This window comes from Micromonospora sp. WMMD723, assembly GCF_049863385.1.
Taxonomy (GTDB): domain Bacteria; phylum Actinomycetota; class Actinomycetes; order Mycobacteriales; family Micromonosporaceae; genus Micromonospora; species Micromonospora wenchangensis.
The window spans coordinates 3,686,715-3,704,243 of record NZ_JBMKNR010000001.1; the positions used below are offsets into that span (position 1 = coordinate 3,686,715).

Genomic DNA, 17,529 nt, shown 5'->3' on the forward strand with positions numbered 1-17,529 from the left:
GTATCGGCGGCGGCCACCCGGCCAACCACACCCTACGGGGGACAGGCAGCGCGGGAATGCGTGACCCGACGGTCACCGTACGTCGATAACTGCGGATCGGCTCATCCGTTCGGCGGCCGTCTGCGTACCTCCGTCCGGCGGGCGTACCCCGCGTCGGCCGGGAGGAGCATGGCGGATGGACCGCAGACGGATGACAGCGATCGGCGTCGTGCTGGCGGCAGCGGGACTGACGGCGGCGGTGACCCTGCCGTCGTTCGCCGGTGACCAGGGCGCGCCACGCGCCGGGGGGACCGACGCCCGCGCGGCCGGTGGGCCGGCCCCCGAGGTGGTGGACGCGCTCAGCCGGGACCTGCGGATCAGCCGGGACCAGGCGGTCCGGCGGTTGACCGCCGAGCAGCAGGCGACCGCCCGGTTGACCGGGCTGCGGGCCGCGCTCGGCAACGACTACGGCGGGGCCTGGCTCAGCGGCGACGGGTCCACCCTGAACGTGGCCGTCGCCGACCCCGCGAAGGCCGACCGGGTCCGGGCCGCCGGTGCGGTGCCCAAGGCGGTCGACCGGGCCGTCAGCGAGCTGGACGCGGCGAAGACCCGGCTCGACGCGGTCGGGCGGCAGGCGTCCCCGGCCATCACCGGCTGGTACGTCGACGTCGCCACCAACTCGGTGGTGGTGCTCGCCCAGCCGGGCGCCGAGGCGCGGGCCCGCCGGTGGGCGGCGGGCAGCGGGGCCCCGGCGGACGCGGTCCGGGTCACCACCTCCCGGGAGCAGCCGCGCCCGCTGTTCGACCTGGTCGGCGGCGACCCGTTCTTCATCAACGACGTCGGGCGCTGCTCGATCGGCTTCGCGGTGGTCGGCGGGTTCGTCACCGCCGGGCACTGCGGCCGGGTCGGGGACCGCACCACCGGGTTCAACCAGGCCCGGCAGGGGGTGTTCGCGGCGTCGTCGTTCCCGCGTGACGACTGGGCGTTCGTGCGTACCAACGGCCAGTGGACCCCGCAGGGGGTGGTCAGCGACTTCAACGGCGGCACGGTGCCGGTCAACGGCTCCGTCGAGGTGCCGCCCGGCGCGTCGATCTGCCGTTCCGGCTCCACCACCGGTGCCCGGTGCGGCGTCGTGCAGGCCCGCAACGCCACCGTCAACTATCCGGAGGGGACGGTGACCGGCCTGACCCGGACCGACGTCTGCGCCGAACCTGGCGACTCCGGTGGCTCGTGGATCGCCGGTGACCAGGCGCAGGGCGTCACCTCCGGCGGCTCCGGTGACTGCACCGTCGGCGGCGTCACCTTCTTCCAGCCGGTCAACGAGATCCTCCAGCGCAACAACCTGACCCTGGTCACCGCGAACGGCGGCCAGCAGGCGACGCGACGCGGTCGGTAACCACCCCGGCCCCCGGTACCGCGGCCCCCGACCTCCACCGCCCGGAGGTCGGGGGCCGCTCGCGCGTGCACGCCCCGTCGGCCGGTGGCGGTCAGGGCAGGGCGGCGGTCAGGGCAGGGCGGCGACCGCCTCGGCGTACGCGACGCCGGTGCTCACCGCCGCGTCGACCAGGATGCCGAGCTGCGCCGGGGCCACCCCGTGCGCCAGGTCGGTGGTGACGTCGCCGGCCAGCACCAGCTCACCGCCGGGCAACTCGTGGACGTACGCCTTCGGCAGCAGCCGGTCGTGGTTCCACGCGTTGCAGAACTCGTACGCCTCGGCGAGCCGTCCCGCCGCCAGCCGCCGGGCCGCCACCACCCGGGCGTGCAGGATCTCCCCGTCCCGGCCCAGCAGGCGGAACTGCACGACCGCCTCGTCCCAGCGGCCGACCACCACGCCTGCGGCGTCGACGGCGTACACGTCGCCCCGGGCGTCCAGCACGGCGGTGAGCTGCGAAAGGCTCAGCGGGGCCGGCTCCTCGGCCGAGGGCAGGAACGGCTCGTCGGCCGGGTCGTCGACGCTCTCCGGCGCCGGGAGGGGCACCGGGTCACCCGTCGGCCGTTCGGCCAGCCAGGCGGCGATCCGCCCGGCGTGGTGCCCGGTGCCGTTGCGTGCGTCGAAGCTGCCGGCCAGCCGGGTCGCCTCGGCCAGCAGGTCGGTGCCGAGGGTCGCCACGTCCAGGTCGGCGGTGGGCCGGTCGGCGTGGCCGGGGCGGCGGACCCGGCGGGCGTCCCGGCCGGACTCGGCGGCGAGCGCGCAGACCAGCGCCCCGGCGGCGGCGAACTCCATCGCCGACAGGTCGTCGTAGGGGTGGTCCAGCCGGGGCAACTGCTCGGCGAGGAGGTCCAGCGCCCGGTCCGGGTGCCCGGCCAGCGCGCAGAACCGCAACTGCGCGGCCAGGTACGGCAATGCGGCCCGTTCCCGCCGGTGCCGCCGGTACGCCCGCAGGTGCGCCGTCGCGGCCCGACCGGCCGCCCCGGTGCGCAGCCACGGCAGCAGCCCCACCGCGAGGGCCCGCTCCGGCTGGTCGGTGCAGTCGACCCCGGCGTCGAGCGCGGGACGCAGCGCCGCCAACGCGGCCCGGTCGTCGCCCCAGCCGGCGAGCAGTTCGGCGCGGCGTACCGCCAGGCAGGCGGGGCAGCCACCCTCCGGGTCCGCCTCGGCGGCCGTCCACCTGTCGTACCACCGGCGGGCGGTGGGCTCGTCACCGGCGTGGTCGGCGAGCCGGCAGCGTAGCTGGGCGACCACCCCGGCCTCCGCGCCGACCCGGCGGGCCAGCGCGTCGAGCAGGGCGTTGGCCTGGTCCAGCCCGATCCGGGGGGTGCCGATCGCGGCCTCCACCGCCTGGCGCAGGTGCCGCCGCAGCAGTTCCGCGTCGCCGGGGCGGGCGTCGAGCAGGTCGGGGGACCGGTCCACGGTGGCCAGCAGACGGCGCACCGGCTCGATGATCCGCCACCGGCCACCGTGCCGCAGGTACGCCGCCACCAGCGCGAACCGGGCGTCCAGGGCGGAGTGCGGGTCGCCGAGCGCGTCGGCGCGGGCGGCGATCCGGTCGAGTTCGGCCAGCCGGGCCTCCCCGTCGGGCAGGTCCCCGGCGTCGGCGAACGCGGCGGAAAGGACCGGGTCGCGCGGCGCGGCCGACCCGTCCGCCCCGGGAGCGAACCCGCCGGTCATCCGGGCGTCCGGCCGGGCAGTTGGCCGACGGCGGCGGCGAGCCGGCAGCCTTCGGTGATGCCACGGTCGAGCAGCCGGTCGAGCTGGTGCGGGGTGACCCCGCGTTCCAGGTCGGTGATCACCTCGCCACAGACCTGGGCCCGACCGTCGTCGTCGACGTGCACGAACGCCTTCGGCCAGAACCACTCGTGGTTCCACGAGTTGCAGAAGGCGTAGAGCGCCGGCACGTGCTCGATGCCGAAGGTCGTCGCCGCCAGGGTGCGGACCTGGAGCAGCTCGCCACGGCCACCCCGACGCAGGAACCAGATCAGGCTGTCGTCCCAGCGACCCACGAGGTCCCCGTCCCCGTCGGCGACCACGACGTACCCCCGGGTGCCCAGCACGGCGGCGACCAGGTCGGCGGTCAGCGGACGCAGGGCCTGCGGGTCACCCGCGAGGGGGTCGGGACGGTCCGCGAAAGCAGGCGACGCCATCGGGCATCCCTTCTGAGGCGAATAACACGTCTGCGGGCGTGGTCCGCGCTGCGACGCGCGGACACGACCCGGAAAAGCGGCGATCTGCCGGGTAACGCCGTTACGGTGACTCTATGGCGGGCCGTACCTCTCAGGCGAGCCGGCGACGCGGCGCGTCGCCGCGCGGCACCACGAACAGTCGTGCCCGTCAGCCGGCGAAGAAGACCACCCGGGCGACGGCCCGGCGGCGACCGGCCCCCCGACCAGCCCCGGCGGCGTACGTGGGCCGGGCCGTCGGGGCACTGTGGATGGGGCTGGCGCACGGGGTCGGCTGGGGTTTCCGGGCCGCCGGTCGGCAGGCCGCCTCGGCCCGGGAGCTGGACCCGGAGCACCGCCGCGACGGCGCCGGTCTGCTGCTGTTCGGGCTGGCCATCCTCAGCGCGGTGGCGATCTGGTTCTCCGGTGCCGGCCCGTTCGGCGCGCGGCTGGCCGACACCGTACGCCTGTTCCTGGGTGCGATCGCGGTGGTGGTGCCGGTGCTGCTGATGATCGGCGCGTGGCGGTTGATGCGGACCCCGGTGGCTCCGGAGCACCGGGGGAGGGGCCTGGTCGGCTGGGGTTCCATGCTGGTCGCCACGGCGGCGATGCTGCACATCGGACAGAATCCGGTCGACCCGGTGCAGCGTGACTACGCCGGTGGCCTCGTCGGTGCCGGCGTCGGCGACCTGCTGGAGCGGGCGGTGACCGCGTGGGTGGCGATGCCGCTGCTGATCCTGCTGCTCGTCTTCGGCCTGCTGGTGGTGACCGCCACCCCGATCAACAAGATCCCGGAGCGGCTCGGTCTGCTCGCCGGCACGCTGGTCGCGCCGCCCGAGGCGCCGGAGCAGGAGGACGCGGAGCCGGCGGAGGTCGTCGCGAAGCCGGCCCGTAAACGCCCGGCCCGCAAGGCCGCGCCACCGCCGCCCGACCCGGACGACTTCGACGACGTCGGCCCGGAGGTCGACCTCCAGGAGACGATCGTGCTGCCCCGCCGGCCGGCGAGCCGGGTGCCGGCCAGCCGCAAGCCGGCGGAGCCGCCGGAGCACTCCGCCCCGCCCACCCGCGCCGAGCAGCTCGCGCTGACCGGGCTGGCCGGCGACTACGTGCTGCCGCCGGCCAACATGCTCACCGGTGGCGCGGCCCCGAAGACCCGCAGCAAGGCCAACGACGAGGTGATCGCCGCGTTGACCGGCGTCTTCGACCAGTTCGGGGTGGACGCCGAGGTCACCGGCTTCACCCGGGGCCCCACCGTCACCCGCTACGAGGTCGAGCTGGGGCACGGGGTCAAGGTCGAGCGGATCACCCAGCTCTCCCGCAACATCGCGTACGCGGTGAAGTCGCCCGACGTCCGCATCCTCAGCCCCATCCCGGGCAAGAGCGCGGTCGGGGTGGAGATCCCCAACACCGACCCGGAGAACGTCGCCCTCGGCGACGTGCTGCGGTCCCGGGCCGCCACCAGCGACCACCATCCGATGGTGGTGGCCCTCGGCAAGGACATCGAGGGCGGCTTCGTGGTCGCCAACCTCGCGAAGATGCCGCACATCCTGATCGCCGGGGCCACCGGCGCGGGCAAGTCGAGCTGCCTCAACACCCTGCTGGTGTCCATCCTGACCCGGGCCACGCCGGACGAGGTGCGGCTGCTGCTCATCGACCCCAAGCGGGTCGAGATGACCGGGTACGAGGGCATCCCGCACCTGGTCACCCCGATCGTGACCAACGCCAAGAAGGCGGCCGACTCGCTGGAGTGGGTCGTCCGCGAGATGGACATGCGCTACGACGACCTCGCCGCCAACGGGGTCCGGCACATCGACGACTTCAACCGCAAGGTGCGCAACGGCGAGATCAAGGCCCCGCCGGGCAGCGAGCGGGAGATGCGGCCGTACCCGTACCTGCTGGTGATCGTGGACGAGCTGGCCGACCTGATGATGGTCGCCCCGCGCGACGTGGAGGACTCGGTCGTCCGGATCACCCAGTTGGCCCGTGCCGCCGGCATCCACCTGGTGCTGGCCACCCAGCGGCCGAGCGTCGACGTGGTGACCGGCCTGATCAAGGCGAACGTGCCGTCCCGGCTGGCGTTCGCCACCTCGTCGCTCGCCGACTCCCGGGTCATCCTCGACCAGCCGGGTGCGGAGAAGCTGCTCGGCCGGGGCGACGGGCTGTTCCTGCCGATGGGCGCGTCGAAGCCGGTCCGCATCCAGGGCGCCTGGGTGACCGAGCGCGAGATCGCCGACGTGGTGAAGTTCTGCAAGGACCAGCGCGAGCCGGAGTTCCGCTCCGACGTGCTGGCCCCGGCACAGGACAGCAAGAAGAAGATCGACGAGGACATCGGCGACGACCTGGACCTGCTGGTGCAGGCGGTGGAGCTGGTGGTGACCTCGCAGTTCGGCTCGACCTCGATGCTCCAGCGCAAGCTGCGGGTCGGCTTCGCCAAGGCCGGGCGGTTGATGGACCTGATGGAGACCCGGGGGGTGGTCGGCCCGTCCGAGGGTTCCAAGGCCCGCGACGTGCTGGTCAAGCCGGACGAGCTGGACGAGGTGCTGGTCGGCCTGCGCGGCGACGTGGACTGACCCCGTCGGCGCGCCGGCCGGGGGGCGTACCCCCGACCGGGCCGGGACGTGCGACGGGCCCGCCGGGAATCCGGCGGGCCCGTTCGCGCGGGTGCGTCTGGTCAGCTGTTCATCATGGCGCTGATCAGCACGAGGCTCAGGACGATGGCGGCCACGTTCGCGGCGGCGGCGTACCAGCCCAGCGGCTTGTCGCCGAGCACCGCGCCGACGATGCCGAGCGCCAGACCGATGATGCCGAAGATGACCGGCGCGATCAGCAGCGCGACGACGGCGAAGACGAACGCCAGGATGGTGCAGATGCGGGCGGCGTTGGTACGCGGGCGGGCGGGGGCGTGGGTGTCGGCCATGACGTCCTCCGTGGTCGGGGGCTGGTTGCTGTGGTGGTCGATCACTACCCACACCGGACGGAAACTACGCATCGACCCCGGCGGGGGCCGGGCCACTCAGTGGAAGAGCTTGAGACCGACCACACCGGCCACCACCAGCAGCAGGCTGAGCAGCCGGGGCAGGCTCGTCGACTCACCGAGGGCGACCATGCCGACCACGGCGGTGCCGACCGCCCCGATGCCGACCCAGACCGCGTAGCCGGTGCCGACGGGGATGTCGCGCAGCGCGTACGCCAGGCCGGCCATGCTGGCGACCAGGGTGACCGCGAAGACGGCCGAGGGCAGCGGCCTGGTGAATCCGGCGCTGCGGTCGAGGGAGACCGCCCACGCGGTCTCCAGGAGTCCGGAGAGCACCAGCACGATCCAGGCCATCGGGCATCACCTCGGGGGTCGGTCCCGGGCCGTCTGCCGGGGACGAGTCGGTTCGGTACGGGGCGTCTTGGCCTGACCGGGTACGCCCGCGACTCGTCCGGGGCGGCCGCGCGGGCCACCACGACCGACGTTAGCACCGCCGGTCGGCGGGGTGGGGTGATCCTCCCCACCACACCTTGAGTTGAAGTCAGCTTGAGGTTGCAGCATGGGGGGCATGACGCTGCTCTTCGACGACCGGCAGGTCGCCGCCGCCCTGGACGCGCCGACCACCGTCGCGGCGATGCGGGACGCCCTGCTGGCCGCCCACGTCGGCCGGCTCGTCGCCCCACCCCGGGCCTCCGCACCGCTGGCCGGTGGGCGGATGGTGCTCACCGCCGGGCAGCTCACCGACGAGTGGTACGGCTTCCGCTCCTACGACACCCTCGGCCACCCGGCCGGCGAGCAGCTCGTGGTGCTGCACGACGCCCGGACGGGGGCGGTACGGGCCATCGCCGTCGGCGCGGAGCTGGGCTCCCGGCGTACCGGCGGACTGGGCGCGGTGGCCGTCGACGCCCTGGCCCGCCCGGACGCCGCCACCCTGGGCGTGATCGGCTCCGGCGGGCAGGCGTGGACGCAGGTCTGGGCGACCGCCGCCGTCCGGCCCCTGCGCGAGGTGACCGTGCACAGCCGCTCGGCGGCCCGCCGCGAGGCGTTCGCCGCCCGGGTCCGCGCCGAGCTGGGGATACCCGCCCGCGCCGTCGGCTCGGCCGCTGGGGCGGTCCGCGACCGGGACGTGGTGGTGCTCGCCACCACCAGCGTCACCCCGGTGCTGGCCGCCACCGATCTCGCCCCGGGCACCCACGTCAACACCGTCGGCTTCAAGCAGGTGCACCGGCACGAGTTCGGCACCGACCTGCTCGACGCCGCCGACGTGCTGGTCACCGACTCGCCGGCCCAGGCGGCGGCGTACGACCCCCCGATGCTGACCGCCGTCGGGCCGTACCCGGGCAGGTTGCGCGACCTGGGGGCGGTGCTGGCCGGCGCGGTCCCCGGCCGCACCGGCGCGGACCAGGTGTCGGTGTTCTGCTCCACCGGCCTGGCCGGCACCGAGGTCGCCCTGCTGGACCGCCTGGTCCGGGTGGGCGCGACGACGGTCTGACCGCTGGCCGGGCCGGGCGGCGGGGTGAACCGGCCGACACCGCACGCCGCCGTCGGTCGGGCCCGCGACGTCGCCCGGTACCCTCGGATGGTGTCCGCCACCCCCACGCCTGACAACGCCGGCCCGTCGCGGCCCGCCCCGGCGCCGTCGCCCGCCGACGGCCGCCGGGTCGCCCTGCTGACCCTGGGCTGCGCCCGCAACGAGGTCGACTCGGAGGAGCTGGCCGCCCGGCTGCACGCCGACGGCTGGCAGGTCACTACCGACGGCGAGGGTGCCGACGTGGTGGTCGTCAACACCTGCGGGTTCGTGGAGAAGGCCAAGCAGGACTCGATCCAGACCCTGCTCGCCGCCGCCGACACCGGGGCGAAGGTGGTCGCCGCCGGCTGCATGGCCGAGCGGTACGGCCGGGAGCTGGCCGACAGCCTCCCCGAGGCGCAGGCGGTGCTCAGCTTCGACGACTACCCCGACATCGCCGCCCGGCTCGACTCGGTGCTGGCCGGCGAGGCGATCGGCGCGCACACCCCCCGCGACCGCCGTGAGCTGCTGCCGCTGACCCCGGTCGCCCGGCGGGAGTCGGCGGTGTCGCTGCCCGGCCACGGCACCCCCACCCGGGTCGCGCCGGAGACCGACGCGCACACCCCGGCGCACCTGCGGCAGGTGCTGCGCCGCCGGCTCGACACCGGCCCGGTGGCCTCGCTGAAGCTGGCCAGCGGCTGCGACAGGCGGTGCGCGTTCTGCGCGATCCCCGCGTTCCGGGGCGCGTTCGTCTCACGTACCCCCGACGAGCTGCTGGCCGAGGCGGAGTGGCTGGCCAAGACGGGCGTCCGCGAGCTGGTGCTGGTCAGCGAGAACTCGACGTCGTACGGCAAGGACCTGGGCGACCCGCGGGCGCTGGAGAAGCTGCTGCCGCAACTCGCCGCGATCGACGGCATCGTCCGGGTGCGGGCCAGCTACCTCCAGCCCGCCGAGACCCGGCCCGGCCTGGTCGAGGCGATCGCCACCACCCCCGGCGTGGCCGCCTACTTCGACCTGTCGTTCCAGCACTCCAGCGAGCCGGTGCTGCGCCGGATGCGCCGGTTCGGCTCCACCGACCGGTTCCTGGAGCTGCTGGCGAGCGCCCGTGCCCTGGCCCCGGAGGCGGGCGCGCGGAGCAACTTCATCGTCGGTTTCCCCGGTGAGACCCGGCAGGACGTGGCCGAGCTGACCCGCTTCCTGACCGAGGCGCGGCTCGACGCGATAGGCGTGTTCGACTACAGCGACGAGGACGGCACCGAGGCCGCCGGGCTGCCCGGCAAGCTCTCCGCCGCCACCGTCAAGCGCCGCTACGACCGGCTCGCCGCGCTCGCCGACGAGTTGTGCTCGCAGCGGGCCGAGGAACGGCTCGGCAGCACCGTCGAGGTGCTCGTCGACACCGTCGACGACGGCGTGGTGGAGGGGCGGGCGGCGCACCAGGCCCCCGAGGTCGACGGCTCGACCACCCTGGTCGCCCCGGTCGGCGGCGGGGTCGACCTGGCCGCGTTGCGCCCCGGCGACCTCGTCCGGGCCACGGTCACCGCGACCGAGGGCGTCGACCTGGTGGCCGTGCCGGATGAGATGATCTCGGCGGCGCCCGGCGCGGAACGGTGACGGTGGGCCCGGACGGAGCGGGGGAGCCAGGTGGGGCGGTGCCAGGTGGGCCTCGACGGCCGGAGCGGGGCGCGGCGGTGACCGGGGCGGCGGAGTCCGCGCCGCCGGTGGCCCGGGTGCCGGTGCTCAACGCGGCCAACGGCCTGACCCTGCTGCGGCTGGTGCTGGTGCCGGTCTTCGCCGCGTCGGTGGTCGCCTCCGGCATGACCCACGGCGGGTGGCGGATCGCCGCCTGCCTGATCTTCGCGTTCGCCTCGATGACCGACCTGGTGGACGGCTGGATCGCCCGCCGCTTCGGCCTGGTCACCTCGGTCGGCAAGGTGGCCGACCCGATCGCCGACAAGGCGCTCACCGGAGCGGCCCTGGTGCTGCTGTCCGTCTACGACCGGCTGCCCTGGTGGGTGACGGTGCTGATCCTCGTCCGCGAGCTGGGCATCACCGGGCTGCGGTTCTGGGTGATCCGGCACGGCGTGATCGCCGCCAGCCGGGGCGGCAAGCTCAAGACGGCGCTGCAGATCCTGGCCATCGCCTGGTACCTGTGGCCGATGCCGGCGGCCCTGGCCGCCGTCGGGCCCTGGATCATGGCGGCCGCCGTGCTGGTCACCGTGGTCACCGGCTTCGACTACGTCGCCCAGGCCCTGCGCCTGCGCCGCCCCCGGCCCTGACCGGCCCGCACCGCTCCCGCTGAACCGCCGCGCCGGAATCCCGGTGCGGCGGGACGGCTGTCCCTGCCGGTCGGGACGTCCCGCCCCGCAGAGTCGTCACCGCACCGGCCCCTGTGCCCGGTGCGGCGTCGACCCGGCCGGGTCGACGCCCGGTGACGGCGGGCGGGGTTGCGCCCGGTGGCGGGAGGAGCAGCGGTGGGGACAGCGACGAGACACACCCGGGGGCGGTCCCCGGGCGGCGGGTGGCGCAGCCGCCGGCTGTGGGCGGCGGGCCTGACGGCGGTGCTGGCGGTCACCATGCACCAGAGTCCGGCCCGCGCCGCCGACCCGGTGCCGTTCGACGAGCAGGCGGTGCACGGGGCGCTGTTCGGGGCGGTGGTGCAGCTGCGCGACGCCGGGGCGGCCGGGCTGAAGGACGCCCTGCTCACCGCCGAGCTGCTGGACTGGCGTAGCGCCCAGCCGGGTGCCGACGCGACCCAGGTGGCCGGGCACGTGGCCACCACCCGGGCGGTCGCCGACGCGGCGGTCGGCGACGCGCGGGCCGAGGACCGGTCCCGGTTCGCCGTGGCGATGGCGGTGCTGGCCCGGCTCGGCGAGTCCAGTGGCGCGGTGACCACCGGCCCGGCGGTGCGGGCGTTCCTGACCAGCACGGTCGGCGCGGAGGGCGCGAACGTGGTGCCGGACGCGCTGAACCTGGTCCGGGGCGGCTACCAGGACGCGGCGTGGAACGCCCGTTCCCGGGACCTGGTCCAGGACACCTGGCGGGAGCTGCACCGCCGGGCCGCCACCGACGACGCGCTGGCCACCGGCTGGGACAGCGCGTTCGCCGGGCGCACCGGCACCGGGGTGCGTACCCCGGTCGACGGGCTGCTGGCCGCGCGGATCCACGAGCCGCGCGCCGACGGCAACACCGGCACCCTCGGCTACTACGTGCCGCTGTCCGCGATCCGCGACGTCCGCGGTGACGCGACCGCCTTCAAGGCGCTGGTGCAGGAGCGGGCGTACGCGACGCTGAAGGTGCTCGACACCGACGGCAACAACCGGATCACCGAGGTGGTCGGCTACGCCAACACGTACCCGCTCAACCAGGACCCGAAGCCGAGCCAGGCGGTCATCGACGCGGAGAAGGCCAGGACCGAGTCGAACCGCAAGATCTTCGAAGGTCTCGGTTCGACCGTCACGGTGCTGTCCACCCTGGTCGGCTTCGTCGACAAGAAGTTCGGCAAGCAGTTGGAGACCATCGGCAAGGCCGTGGTGACCTCGGTGACCGCGATCAACACGTACGTGACGACGGTGCTCGGGCAGGGGCTGACCATGGCCGCGACGGCGATGGGCACGGCGGTGCTGACCGGCAACCTGCTCGGCGCGGCGGTGAGCCTGATCGGCCTGTTCGCCGGGGGCGGTGACCCGAACGCCGCGATCCAGGCCGAGATCGGCAAGCTGCGCCAGCAGATCGACCGGCTGGCCAAGGGGATCGACAAGCGGTTCGACCGGATCGAGTCGGCGCTCAAGGAGATGTACGCCGGACTGGTCGCCCAGCTCGACGCGCTCACCAAGGGCCTCGACGAGGTACGCGCCAACCTGGGTCGGATCGCCACCCAGTTGCAGACCATCGAACGCAAGGTCGACTCGATGGCGCTCGCCACCCACGTGGCCCTGGAGAACATCGCCAAGAGCCAGCTCAACCAGGTGATCACCACGTACGTGCACCACAGGGAGATCACCGGGCAGCCGATCCCGGACTACCTGGGCACCTACTACCCGAAGGCGGAGTCGCCCACCTTCACCTTCGCCACCGTCAACGCCTCCGACGAGGGCACCTTCACCGCGCCGGCCGGCACCAGCCTGGCCGACCCGGTCAGCGTGCTCGACACCCACCTGCCCGCCGGTTCGATCAACTACCTCGGCCAGTGGGCGCGTAACCGGGTCGGTGGCACCTGGACCGTCGGCCCGGTCGCCAACGCCGCCGCCTGGACCACCGCCGCCCGGGTCTACAACATCCTGCAACTGGAGAACCCGCAGTTCGCCGCCCAGGTGGCCGCCGGGCGTGGCGACGCCGTCGCCCAGACCGGCCGGACCATCAACGAGCGGGTGCGGCAGTTCAGCCAGCCGGCCGCCGACGGCAGCACGAACCCGTTGTTCACCGCGCTGATGGCCGACTACCGCACCGCGGTCGCCGGCTGGAACGCCCAGGTGGAGAACGTGCGTAAGGCGGTGGTCTGGAACGGCAGCGACGCCCTGCCGGTGCACGACATGTGGGGCAGCCCGGACCAGGAACTCCCGGCCGCGAACCGGATTCCCGAGACCGAGTCGATCGGCGGCTGCGGCCCGACCCGGGTCAGCCGGCCGATCCCGTCGACGGTGCGCCGTAGCAACCTGCCCAACGCGTTCCACCTGGCCCACCACGCGATGCCACCGGGGCACGCCCCGGCGTTCTCCACCTGCTACGACGCGAACTTCGTCAACGTGGAGGAGCACGAGGGACCCCGGTTCCAGACCACCACCGGCGACCTCCAGATCACCCTGCGGTCGCGGGTCAAGTGGGCCGGCGGGGACTGGCAGGAGGTGCAGACCGCCACCCGCGTGTTCCCCATCGGCACGTTCTGCTCGTGGGACGTCCGTTCCCCCGTCCCGCAGGGCTACTGCTACGACGAGAACAAGTACCTCACCGAGCGGTGGGCGGGGACGTACAAGCCGGCGTTCGAGTCGGCGGCGATCCCGGTCGTCGCCAGCCAGACGACGTCCGCCCGCAGCAAGGCCGCCGCGATGCTGTCCGGCCGGCAGAAGTACTTCTACCGGGTGATGCGGGCCGGCACCGGGCCGAACCCGCCGAGCAGCGACACCTGGGAGGTGTCCCGGGTGCTCTGGCAGAAGGGCAAGGCGGTCTCGGACGCGCTGCGGCTGCTCCAGGCGTACACCGAACTGGGGTGGGGCACCGCGCTGGAACTCGACGACAGCCTCGTCGGCCTGCTCTTCGGCGGCCAGGGGTTGCCCGCCGACTACAGCCGCCCGCGCAGCGACGGCGACCAGTCGCCCCACCAGCACCTGCGCAACGCGATGACGCAGGCGGTGGCCAACTACGCCGACTGCGTCCAGACGTTCGACTGGAACCCGTGCGACGGGGAGCGGTCGGGCTTCGACCCGCTGCGTGACCAGGGCCAGTACGGCGCCGGCTGCGTCCAGGCCAGCGTGCCGGACAAGCCGCGCGACCCGCTGAGCGCCTGCCTGGCCAGCGCGGCGTTCGTCCGGGTCGGCCAGCTCGGCCAGCGGTACGACCACTGGTCGTCCCGGGTGCGTTCCGGCGGGCACACCGAGGGGCTGCCGGAGGTGACCGCGGCGACCGACATGACCCGGGCGACCACGGTGAGCATGCACCCGGCGGGCTGACCGCGCGTCGACCGGGACGGGCCCCGTCGGCCCGGACGGGTGGGACCCTTCCCCCGCCCGCCGGGCCGGCCGGGGCCCTTCCCCCGCATCGCGGGCCGGCCAGGGCCCTTGCCGCGCGTCACCGGCCGGAGCCCCCGCGTCGGGTGCCGGGGTCGCCGTCCGATCGGTCCCGCCGGGGCGGGACATCCGACCCGGGTCGGCGGGACAGCCGGCGGGTGACGATGGCTCGACCGTCCACCCCGCCGGCCCGCCCGGCGGTGCCACTGTGGACGGTCGACCACCTACGCTGCGGCGGACGGGTGCCGGGGGACCGGCCCCGTCCGTCCGCGTACGGCACCCGAGGAGTGATCATGACCCTGACCGCTGGCGACGACCGACGGATCGTGCTGATCGCGGCCGACGACACGTTCTGCCACGTCTACCAGGACCTGTCCGACCTGCTGTCGACCGCCGACCACGGCGAGAAGCTCGCCGGGGCGGTCGAGTTCTTCGACGTCACCGGCCGACGGCTGCACCCGGTCTTCTCCGCCGACTGGCGGCTGGAGGAGTTGCAGGCCGGCACCGGCCCGGCGGTGCCCGACGTCGTCCGGCAGCGGCTGACCACGGTGATCGCGCACGTGACGCGGTACATCCACGACCATCCGGACGTGCTCGCCCGGTCCCGCATCTCGCTGGAGCGGGCGCTGTCCGAGCTGCCCCGCCTCGACGACCAGGACCTGTCCGAGATCATCGGCGCCCTGCCGGAACACCTCGAACACGACACCGGTAACTGGCTGCACAACGCCATGCACGCCGCCGGCTGGGCCGACTGACCCAGCCGCTTCCACCACCGACGACCAACCCCGGGAGGGCCCGCCGTGCCGTCGCCGATCGCCGCGCTGTCCCCGTCCCGCCGGATCCTGGCCGGGGCGGGCCTGGTCGTCGCCGGGCTCGTCCTGGCCGGGCAGTGGTGGTATCCGCAGCCGGCGGCGCTCGGGCCGGCGGCGCTGACCGGCACGATCGCGGTCGCGTTCACCGCGCTCGGCGCGCTGGTGCTCGCCGGGCTGCCCGGTCACCCGGTCGGCCGGTTGATGCTGGCCGCCGGACTCGTCGCCGGGACGGCGGTGCTGGCGTTGAGCTGGCCCGTGGTCACCCCGCTGGCCTGGCTGGGGCAGTGGCTCTGGTGGCCGCCGTACGGGCTGGTCTTCCTGGCCCTGCTGGTCTTCCCGGACGGCCGGCTGCCGGGCCGGGGCTTCCGGCTGGTCGCGGTCGGGCTGGTGGTCACCACGGTGGTGGCGGCCGTGGCGCTGGCGGTAGCCGCGACCAGCGACCCCCGGGGGCTGCTGCTGTCCGCGACGACGGCTACCGACCCGACCGCGCGGCTGCTGGTCCGGGTCGCCCTGGTGACCGTCGGGGTGCAGTCGCTGCTGGTGGCCGCCGTGCTGGTGGGGCTCGCCCGACGCTTTCGGCGGGCCGTCGGCGAGGCCCGCCAGCAGCTCGCCTGCCTGCTGGCCGCCGGGGTGCTGTTCCTGCTCGGCTTCCTGCTGGACTGGCTCAACCTCTCCGGCGCGTGGGTGCTGATGGTGATCGCGGTCCCGGCCGCGATGACGGTGGCGGTGCTCCGTTACCGGCTCTACGGCCTGGAACAGGTGATCAACCGGACCCTGGTCTGGCTGGTGATGAGCCTGCTGGTGATCGCCGCGTTCGTCGGGGTGGTCGCCCTGCTGCGGGATCTGGTGCTGCGCGGGGACACCTCGAACGCCTCGCTGGTGGCCACCGGGCTGATCGCGGTGACCTTCGAACCGCTGCGGCGGCGGGTGCAGCGCGGGGTGAACCGGCTGCTCTACGGCGACCGCGACGAGCCGTACGCGGTGCTGGCCCGTCTCGGTGACCTGCTGGAGCGGACGGTCCAGCCGGAGGCGGTGCTGCCGCTGCTGACCGGCACCATCGCCCGCTCGCTCCAGGTGCCGTACGTGGCGGTGGAGCTCGGCGGGGAGCCCGACGACGGGCGGCCCACCCGGGTGCACGCCGCGCACGGCCACGCCACCACCGAGCTGGAACGCTTCGACATGGTGACCCACGGCGAGTGGGTGGGGCGGCTGGTGGTGGCCCGCCGGGCACCCGGCACCCGGTTCACCCCGGTGGAACGGCGGCTGCTCAGTGACGTCGCGCTGCACGCCTCGGTGGCCGCCGCGACCGCCCGGCTGATCCGCGACCTGCGCGACTCCCGGGAACGCCTGGTGACCGCCCGGGAGGAGGAGCGCCGCCGGCTGCGCCGGGACCTGCACGACGGGCTCGGCCCGACCCTGGCCGGCATGTCGATGCAGGTACGCGCGGCCCGCAAGCTCGCCGCCGTCGACCAGGCCCGGCTGGCCCGCATCCTCGACGGGCTCGCCGACGACCTGCTCACCTGCACCGGCGAGGTACGCCAACTGGTCGACCAGCTCCGCCCGGCGGCCCTGGACCGGGGGTTGGAGTCGGCGTTGCGGGCCGAGTGCCAGCGCTTCGACGGCCCGAGCCTGACCGTGCGGCTGAGCGTGGCGGACCCGCTGCACGGGCTGCCGGCGGCGGTGGAGGTGGCGGCGTACCGGATCGTCGGCGAGGCGCTCGCCAACACGGCCCGGCACGCCGGGGCGACCTGCTGCGACGTGGTGGTGCGCCGGGGCCGGGCGCTGGTCGTGGAGGTGTCCGACGACGGCACCGGCATCGTCGCCCGCAGGCCCGGCGGTGTCGGCCTGGACTCGATCCGGGAGCGGGCCGCCGAGCTGGGCGGCGGCAGCGACATCGTCGACCGGGACCCGCACGGCACCTTGATCCGGGTCCGCCTGCCCCTACCCCCCGCCCCACCGCCCGCCGCCCCGCCCGGCTCGGCCCCCTCCGCTTCCGCCCCACCCGCTTCTGTCCCCTCCGCCCCGCCCACCCCCGACCCGCCCGCCCCCGCCCTCGCCCCGCCCGCTTCCGGTGATCAAGAGGTTCGCGTCAGAATCCGCCCGGAGGATGACGCGAACCTCTTGATCACCGAGGGCTCCGGGGCGGTCACCGAGGGCTCCGGGGCGGTCGCCGGGGGGGCCGGGGAATCGGTGCGGGGTGGGGCGGGCGGGGGTCGGGTGGCGGACGGTGCTGCGGGAGGGGGAGGGCAGTGACGGCAGAGGGGGCCCGTGGCGGGGCGGTCCGGGTGCTGATCGTGGACGACCACCCGGTGGTCCGCCGGGGCCTGCGGACGATGCTGGAGGGCGAGCCCTGGGTCGACGGCGTGCTGGAGGCCGCCACCTGTGCCGAGGCGATCGGCATCGCGTCGACCGAGCCCGTCGGGGTGGTCGCGATGGACGTGGCGCTGCCGGACGGCGACGGCGTGGAGGCGACCCGGCGGATCGTCCAGGGCCGGCCCGAGACCCGGGTGCTGATGGTGACCATGACCGACGACGAGGACGTGGTCGGCCGGGCGTTGCGGGCTGGTGCCCGGGGCTACGTGCTCAAGGACACCGACCCGGACGTGATCGTCGACGCGCTGCGGACGGTGGCCGGCGGCGGGCTCGTCCTCGGCCCCCGGGTCGGCCCGCAGGTGCTGACCAGCCTGCGTCGCCAGCCGGTCGAGCTACCGCCCCCGTTCGACCGGCTCACCCCGCGCGAGCGGGACATCCTGCGCCGGTTGGCCGGCGGTGACACCAACGCCCGGATCGCCCGCCACTTCGGGCTCAGCGAGAAGACGGTCCGTAACCAGCTCTCGGCCGTCTTCGCCAAGCTCGGTGTCGCCGACCGGGTCCAGGCCGCCCTGCTCGCCCGGGACGCCGGCCTCACCGGCTGACCCGGCGGGGCGGGAGCGGACCCAC

13 protein-coding genes and 1 riboswitch are annotated in these 17,529 nt (G+C 74.8%); of the genes, 9 read left to right on the forward strand and 4 right to left on the reverse strand.

Translation table 11 applies throughout. The annotated features are described in order from the left end of the window. The first annotated feature begins 175 nt into the window (after positions 1-175). Complete coding sequence (locus tag ACN261_RS16670) at positions 176-1,375, forward strand: S1 family peptidase (RefSeq protein WP_421486262.1); 1,200 nt, start codon at positions 176-178, stop codon at positions 1,373-1,375. A gap of 108 nt (positions 1,376-1,483) precedes the next feature. On the opposite strand, the gene ACN261_RS16675 is transcribed toward ACN261_RS16670, so the two are convergent. Together ACN261_RS16675 and ACN261_RS16680 are read right to left on the reverse strand one after the other, a co-directional pair. Continuing rightward, entirely contained in the window at positions 1,484-3,088 is a 1,605-nt protein-coding gene (locus ACN261_RS16675; protein ID WP_421486264.1) for a YbjN domain-containing protein, read from the reverse strand. Next, a complete protein-coding gene (locus ACN261_RS16680; RefSeq protein ID WP_421486265.1) occupies positions 3,085-3,561 on the reverse strand; it encodes a YbjN domain-containing protein in 477 nt (158 codons plus the stop codon). The genes ACN261_RS16675 and ACN261_RS16680 overlap by 4 nt, the downstream gene beginning before the upstream one ends. A 113-nt stretch (positions 3,562-3,674) precedes the next feature. Between ACN261_RS16680 and ACN261_RS16685 the strand changes: the two genes are divergently transcribed. Then, the gene (locus ACN261_RS16685) at positions 3,675-6,146 is read left to right on the forward strand and encodes a DNA translocase FtsK 4TM domain-containing protein (RefSeq protein WP_421486267.1); all 2,472 of its coding nucleotides are present in this window, start codon (positions 3,675-3,677) and stop codon (positions 6,144-6,146) included. Between the two features lie 101 nt (positions 6,147-6,247). Here the strand turns inward: ACN261_RS16685 and ACN261_RS16690 are convergent, their stop codons facing one another. After that, the gene (locus ACN261_RS16690) at positions 6,248-6,547 is read right to left on the reverse strand and encodes a hypothetical protein (protein WP_421486269.1); all 300 of its coding nucleotides are present in this window, start codon (positions 6,545-6,547) and stop codon (positions 6,248-6,250) included. 42 nt (positions 6,548-6,589) lie between these two features. Beyond that, positions 6,590-6,904: a DMT family transporter gene (locus tag ACN261_RS16695; RefSeq protein ID WP_204923907.1), complete on the reverse strand. Its 315-nt coding sequence runs from the start codon at positions 6,902-6,904 to the stop codon at positions 6,590-6,592. Between the two features lie 56 nt (positions 6,905-6,960). Then, positions 6,961-7,026, reverse strand: a riboswitch (guanidine-III (ykkC-III) riboswitch). Positions 7,027-7,118: 92 nt separating this feature from the next. Between ACN261_RS16695 and ACN261_RS16700 the strand changes: the two genes are divergently transcribed. The 7 genes from ACN261_RS16700 to ACN261_RS16730 all read left to right on the forward strand — a co-directional run bounded on the left by ACN261_RS16700 (position 7,119) and on the right by ACN261_RS16730 (position 17,504). Then, complete coding sequence (locus ACN261_RS16700) at positions 7,119-8,042, forward strand: ornithine cyclodeaminase family protein (RefSeq protein ID WP_425850955.1); 924 nt, start codon at positions 7,119-7,121, stop codon at positions 8,040-8,042. Between the two features lie 87 nt (positions 8,043-8,129). Beyond that, a complete protein-coding gene (gene rimO, locus ACN261_RS16705) occupies positions 8,130-9,668 on the forward strand; it encodes a 30S ribosomal protein S12 methylthiotransferase RimO (RefSeq protein ID WP_421486273.1) in 1,539 nt (512 codons plus the stop codon). Between the two features lie 77 nt (positions 9,669-9,745). Continuing rightward, positions 9,746-10,333, forward strand: coding sequence for a CDP-diacylglycerol--glycerol-3-phosphate 3-phosphatidyltransferase (gene pgsA / locus ACN261_RS16710; protein WP_402892389.1), 588 nt, complete (start codon positions 9,746-9,748; stop codon positions 10,331-10,333). Positions 10,334-10,528: 195 nt separating this feature from the next. Further along, a complete protein-coding gene (locus ACN261_RS16715; protein WP_425850957.1) occupies positions 10,529-13,720 on the forward strand; it encodes a hypothetical protein in 3,192 nt (1,063 codons plus the stop codon). A 350-nt stretch (positions 13,721-14,070) separates the two neighbouring features. Further along, positions 14,071-14,532, forward strand: a complete 462-nt coding sequence (locus tag ACN261_RS16720) for a hypothetical protein (protein ID WP_425850959.1) — start codon at positions 14,071-14,073, stop codon at positions 14,530-14,532. A 45-nt stretch (positions 14,533-14,577) separates the two neighbouring features. Then, positions 14,578-16,842: a sensor histidine kinase gene (locus tag ACN261_RS16725; RefSeq protein ID WP_425850961.1), complete on the forward strand. Its 2,265-nt coding sequence runs from the start codon at positions 14,578-14,580 to the stop codon at positions 16,840-16,842. Continuing rightward, complete coding sequence (locus tag ACN261_RS16730) at positions 16,839-17,504, forward strand: response regulator (RefSeq protein ID WP_421486278.1); 666 nt, start codon at positions 16,839-16,841, stop codon at positions 17,502-17,504. Before ACN261_RS16725 ends, ACN261_RS16730 begins: the two co-directional genes overlap by 4 nt. Positions 17,505-17,529 lie beyond the last annotated feature (25 nt).

Excerpts from the sequence above, each read along its gene's own strand:
- ACN261_RS16675 (WP_421486264.1), bottom strand. The coding sequence starts at position 3,088 with ATGACCGGCGGGTTCGCTCCCGGGGCGGACGGGTCGGCCGCGCCGCGC.
- ACN261_RS16670 (WP_421486262.1), top strand. The coding sequence starts at position 176 with ATGGACCGCAGACGGATGACAGCGATCGGCGTCGTGCTGGCGGCAGCG.
- ACN261_RS16695 (WP_204923907.1), bottom strand. The coding sequence starts at position 6,904 with ATGGCCTGGATCGTGCTGGTGCTCTCCGGACTCCTGGAGACCGCGTGG.
- ACN261_RS16680 (WP_421486265.1), bottom strand. The coding sequence starts at position 3,561 with ATGGCGTCGCCTGCTTTCGCGGACCGTCCCGACCCCCTCGCGGGTGAC.
- ACN261_RS16720 (WP_425850959.1), top strand. The coding sequence starts at position 14,071 with ATGACCCTGACCGCTGGCGACGACCGACGGATCGTGCTGATCGCGGCC.
- rimO (WP_421486273.1), top strand. The coding sequence starts at position 8,130 with ATGGTGTCCGCCACCCCCACGCCTGACAACGCCGGCCCGTCGCGGCCC.
- ACN261_RS16685 (WP_421486267.1), top strand. The coding sequence starts at position 3,675 with ATGGCGGGCCGTACCTCTCAGGCGAGCCGGCGACGCGGCGCGTCGCCG.
- ACN261_RS16700 (WP_425850955.1), top strand. The coding sequence starts at position 7,119 with ATGACGCTGCTCTTCGACGACCGGCAGGTCGCCGCCGCCCTGGACGCG.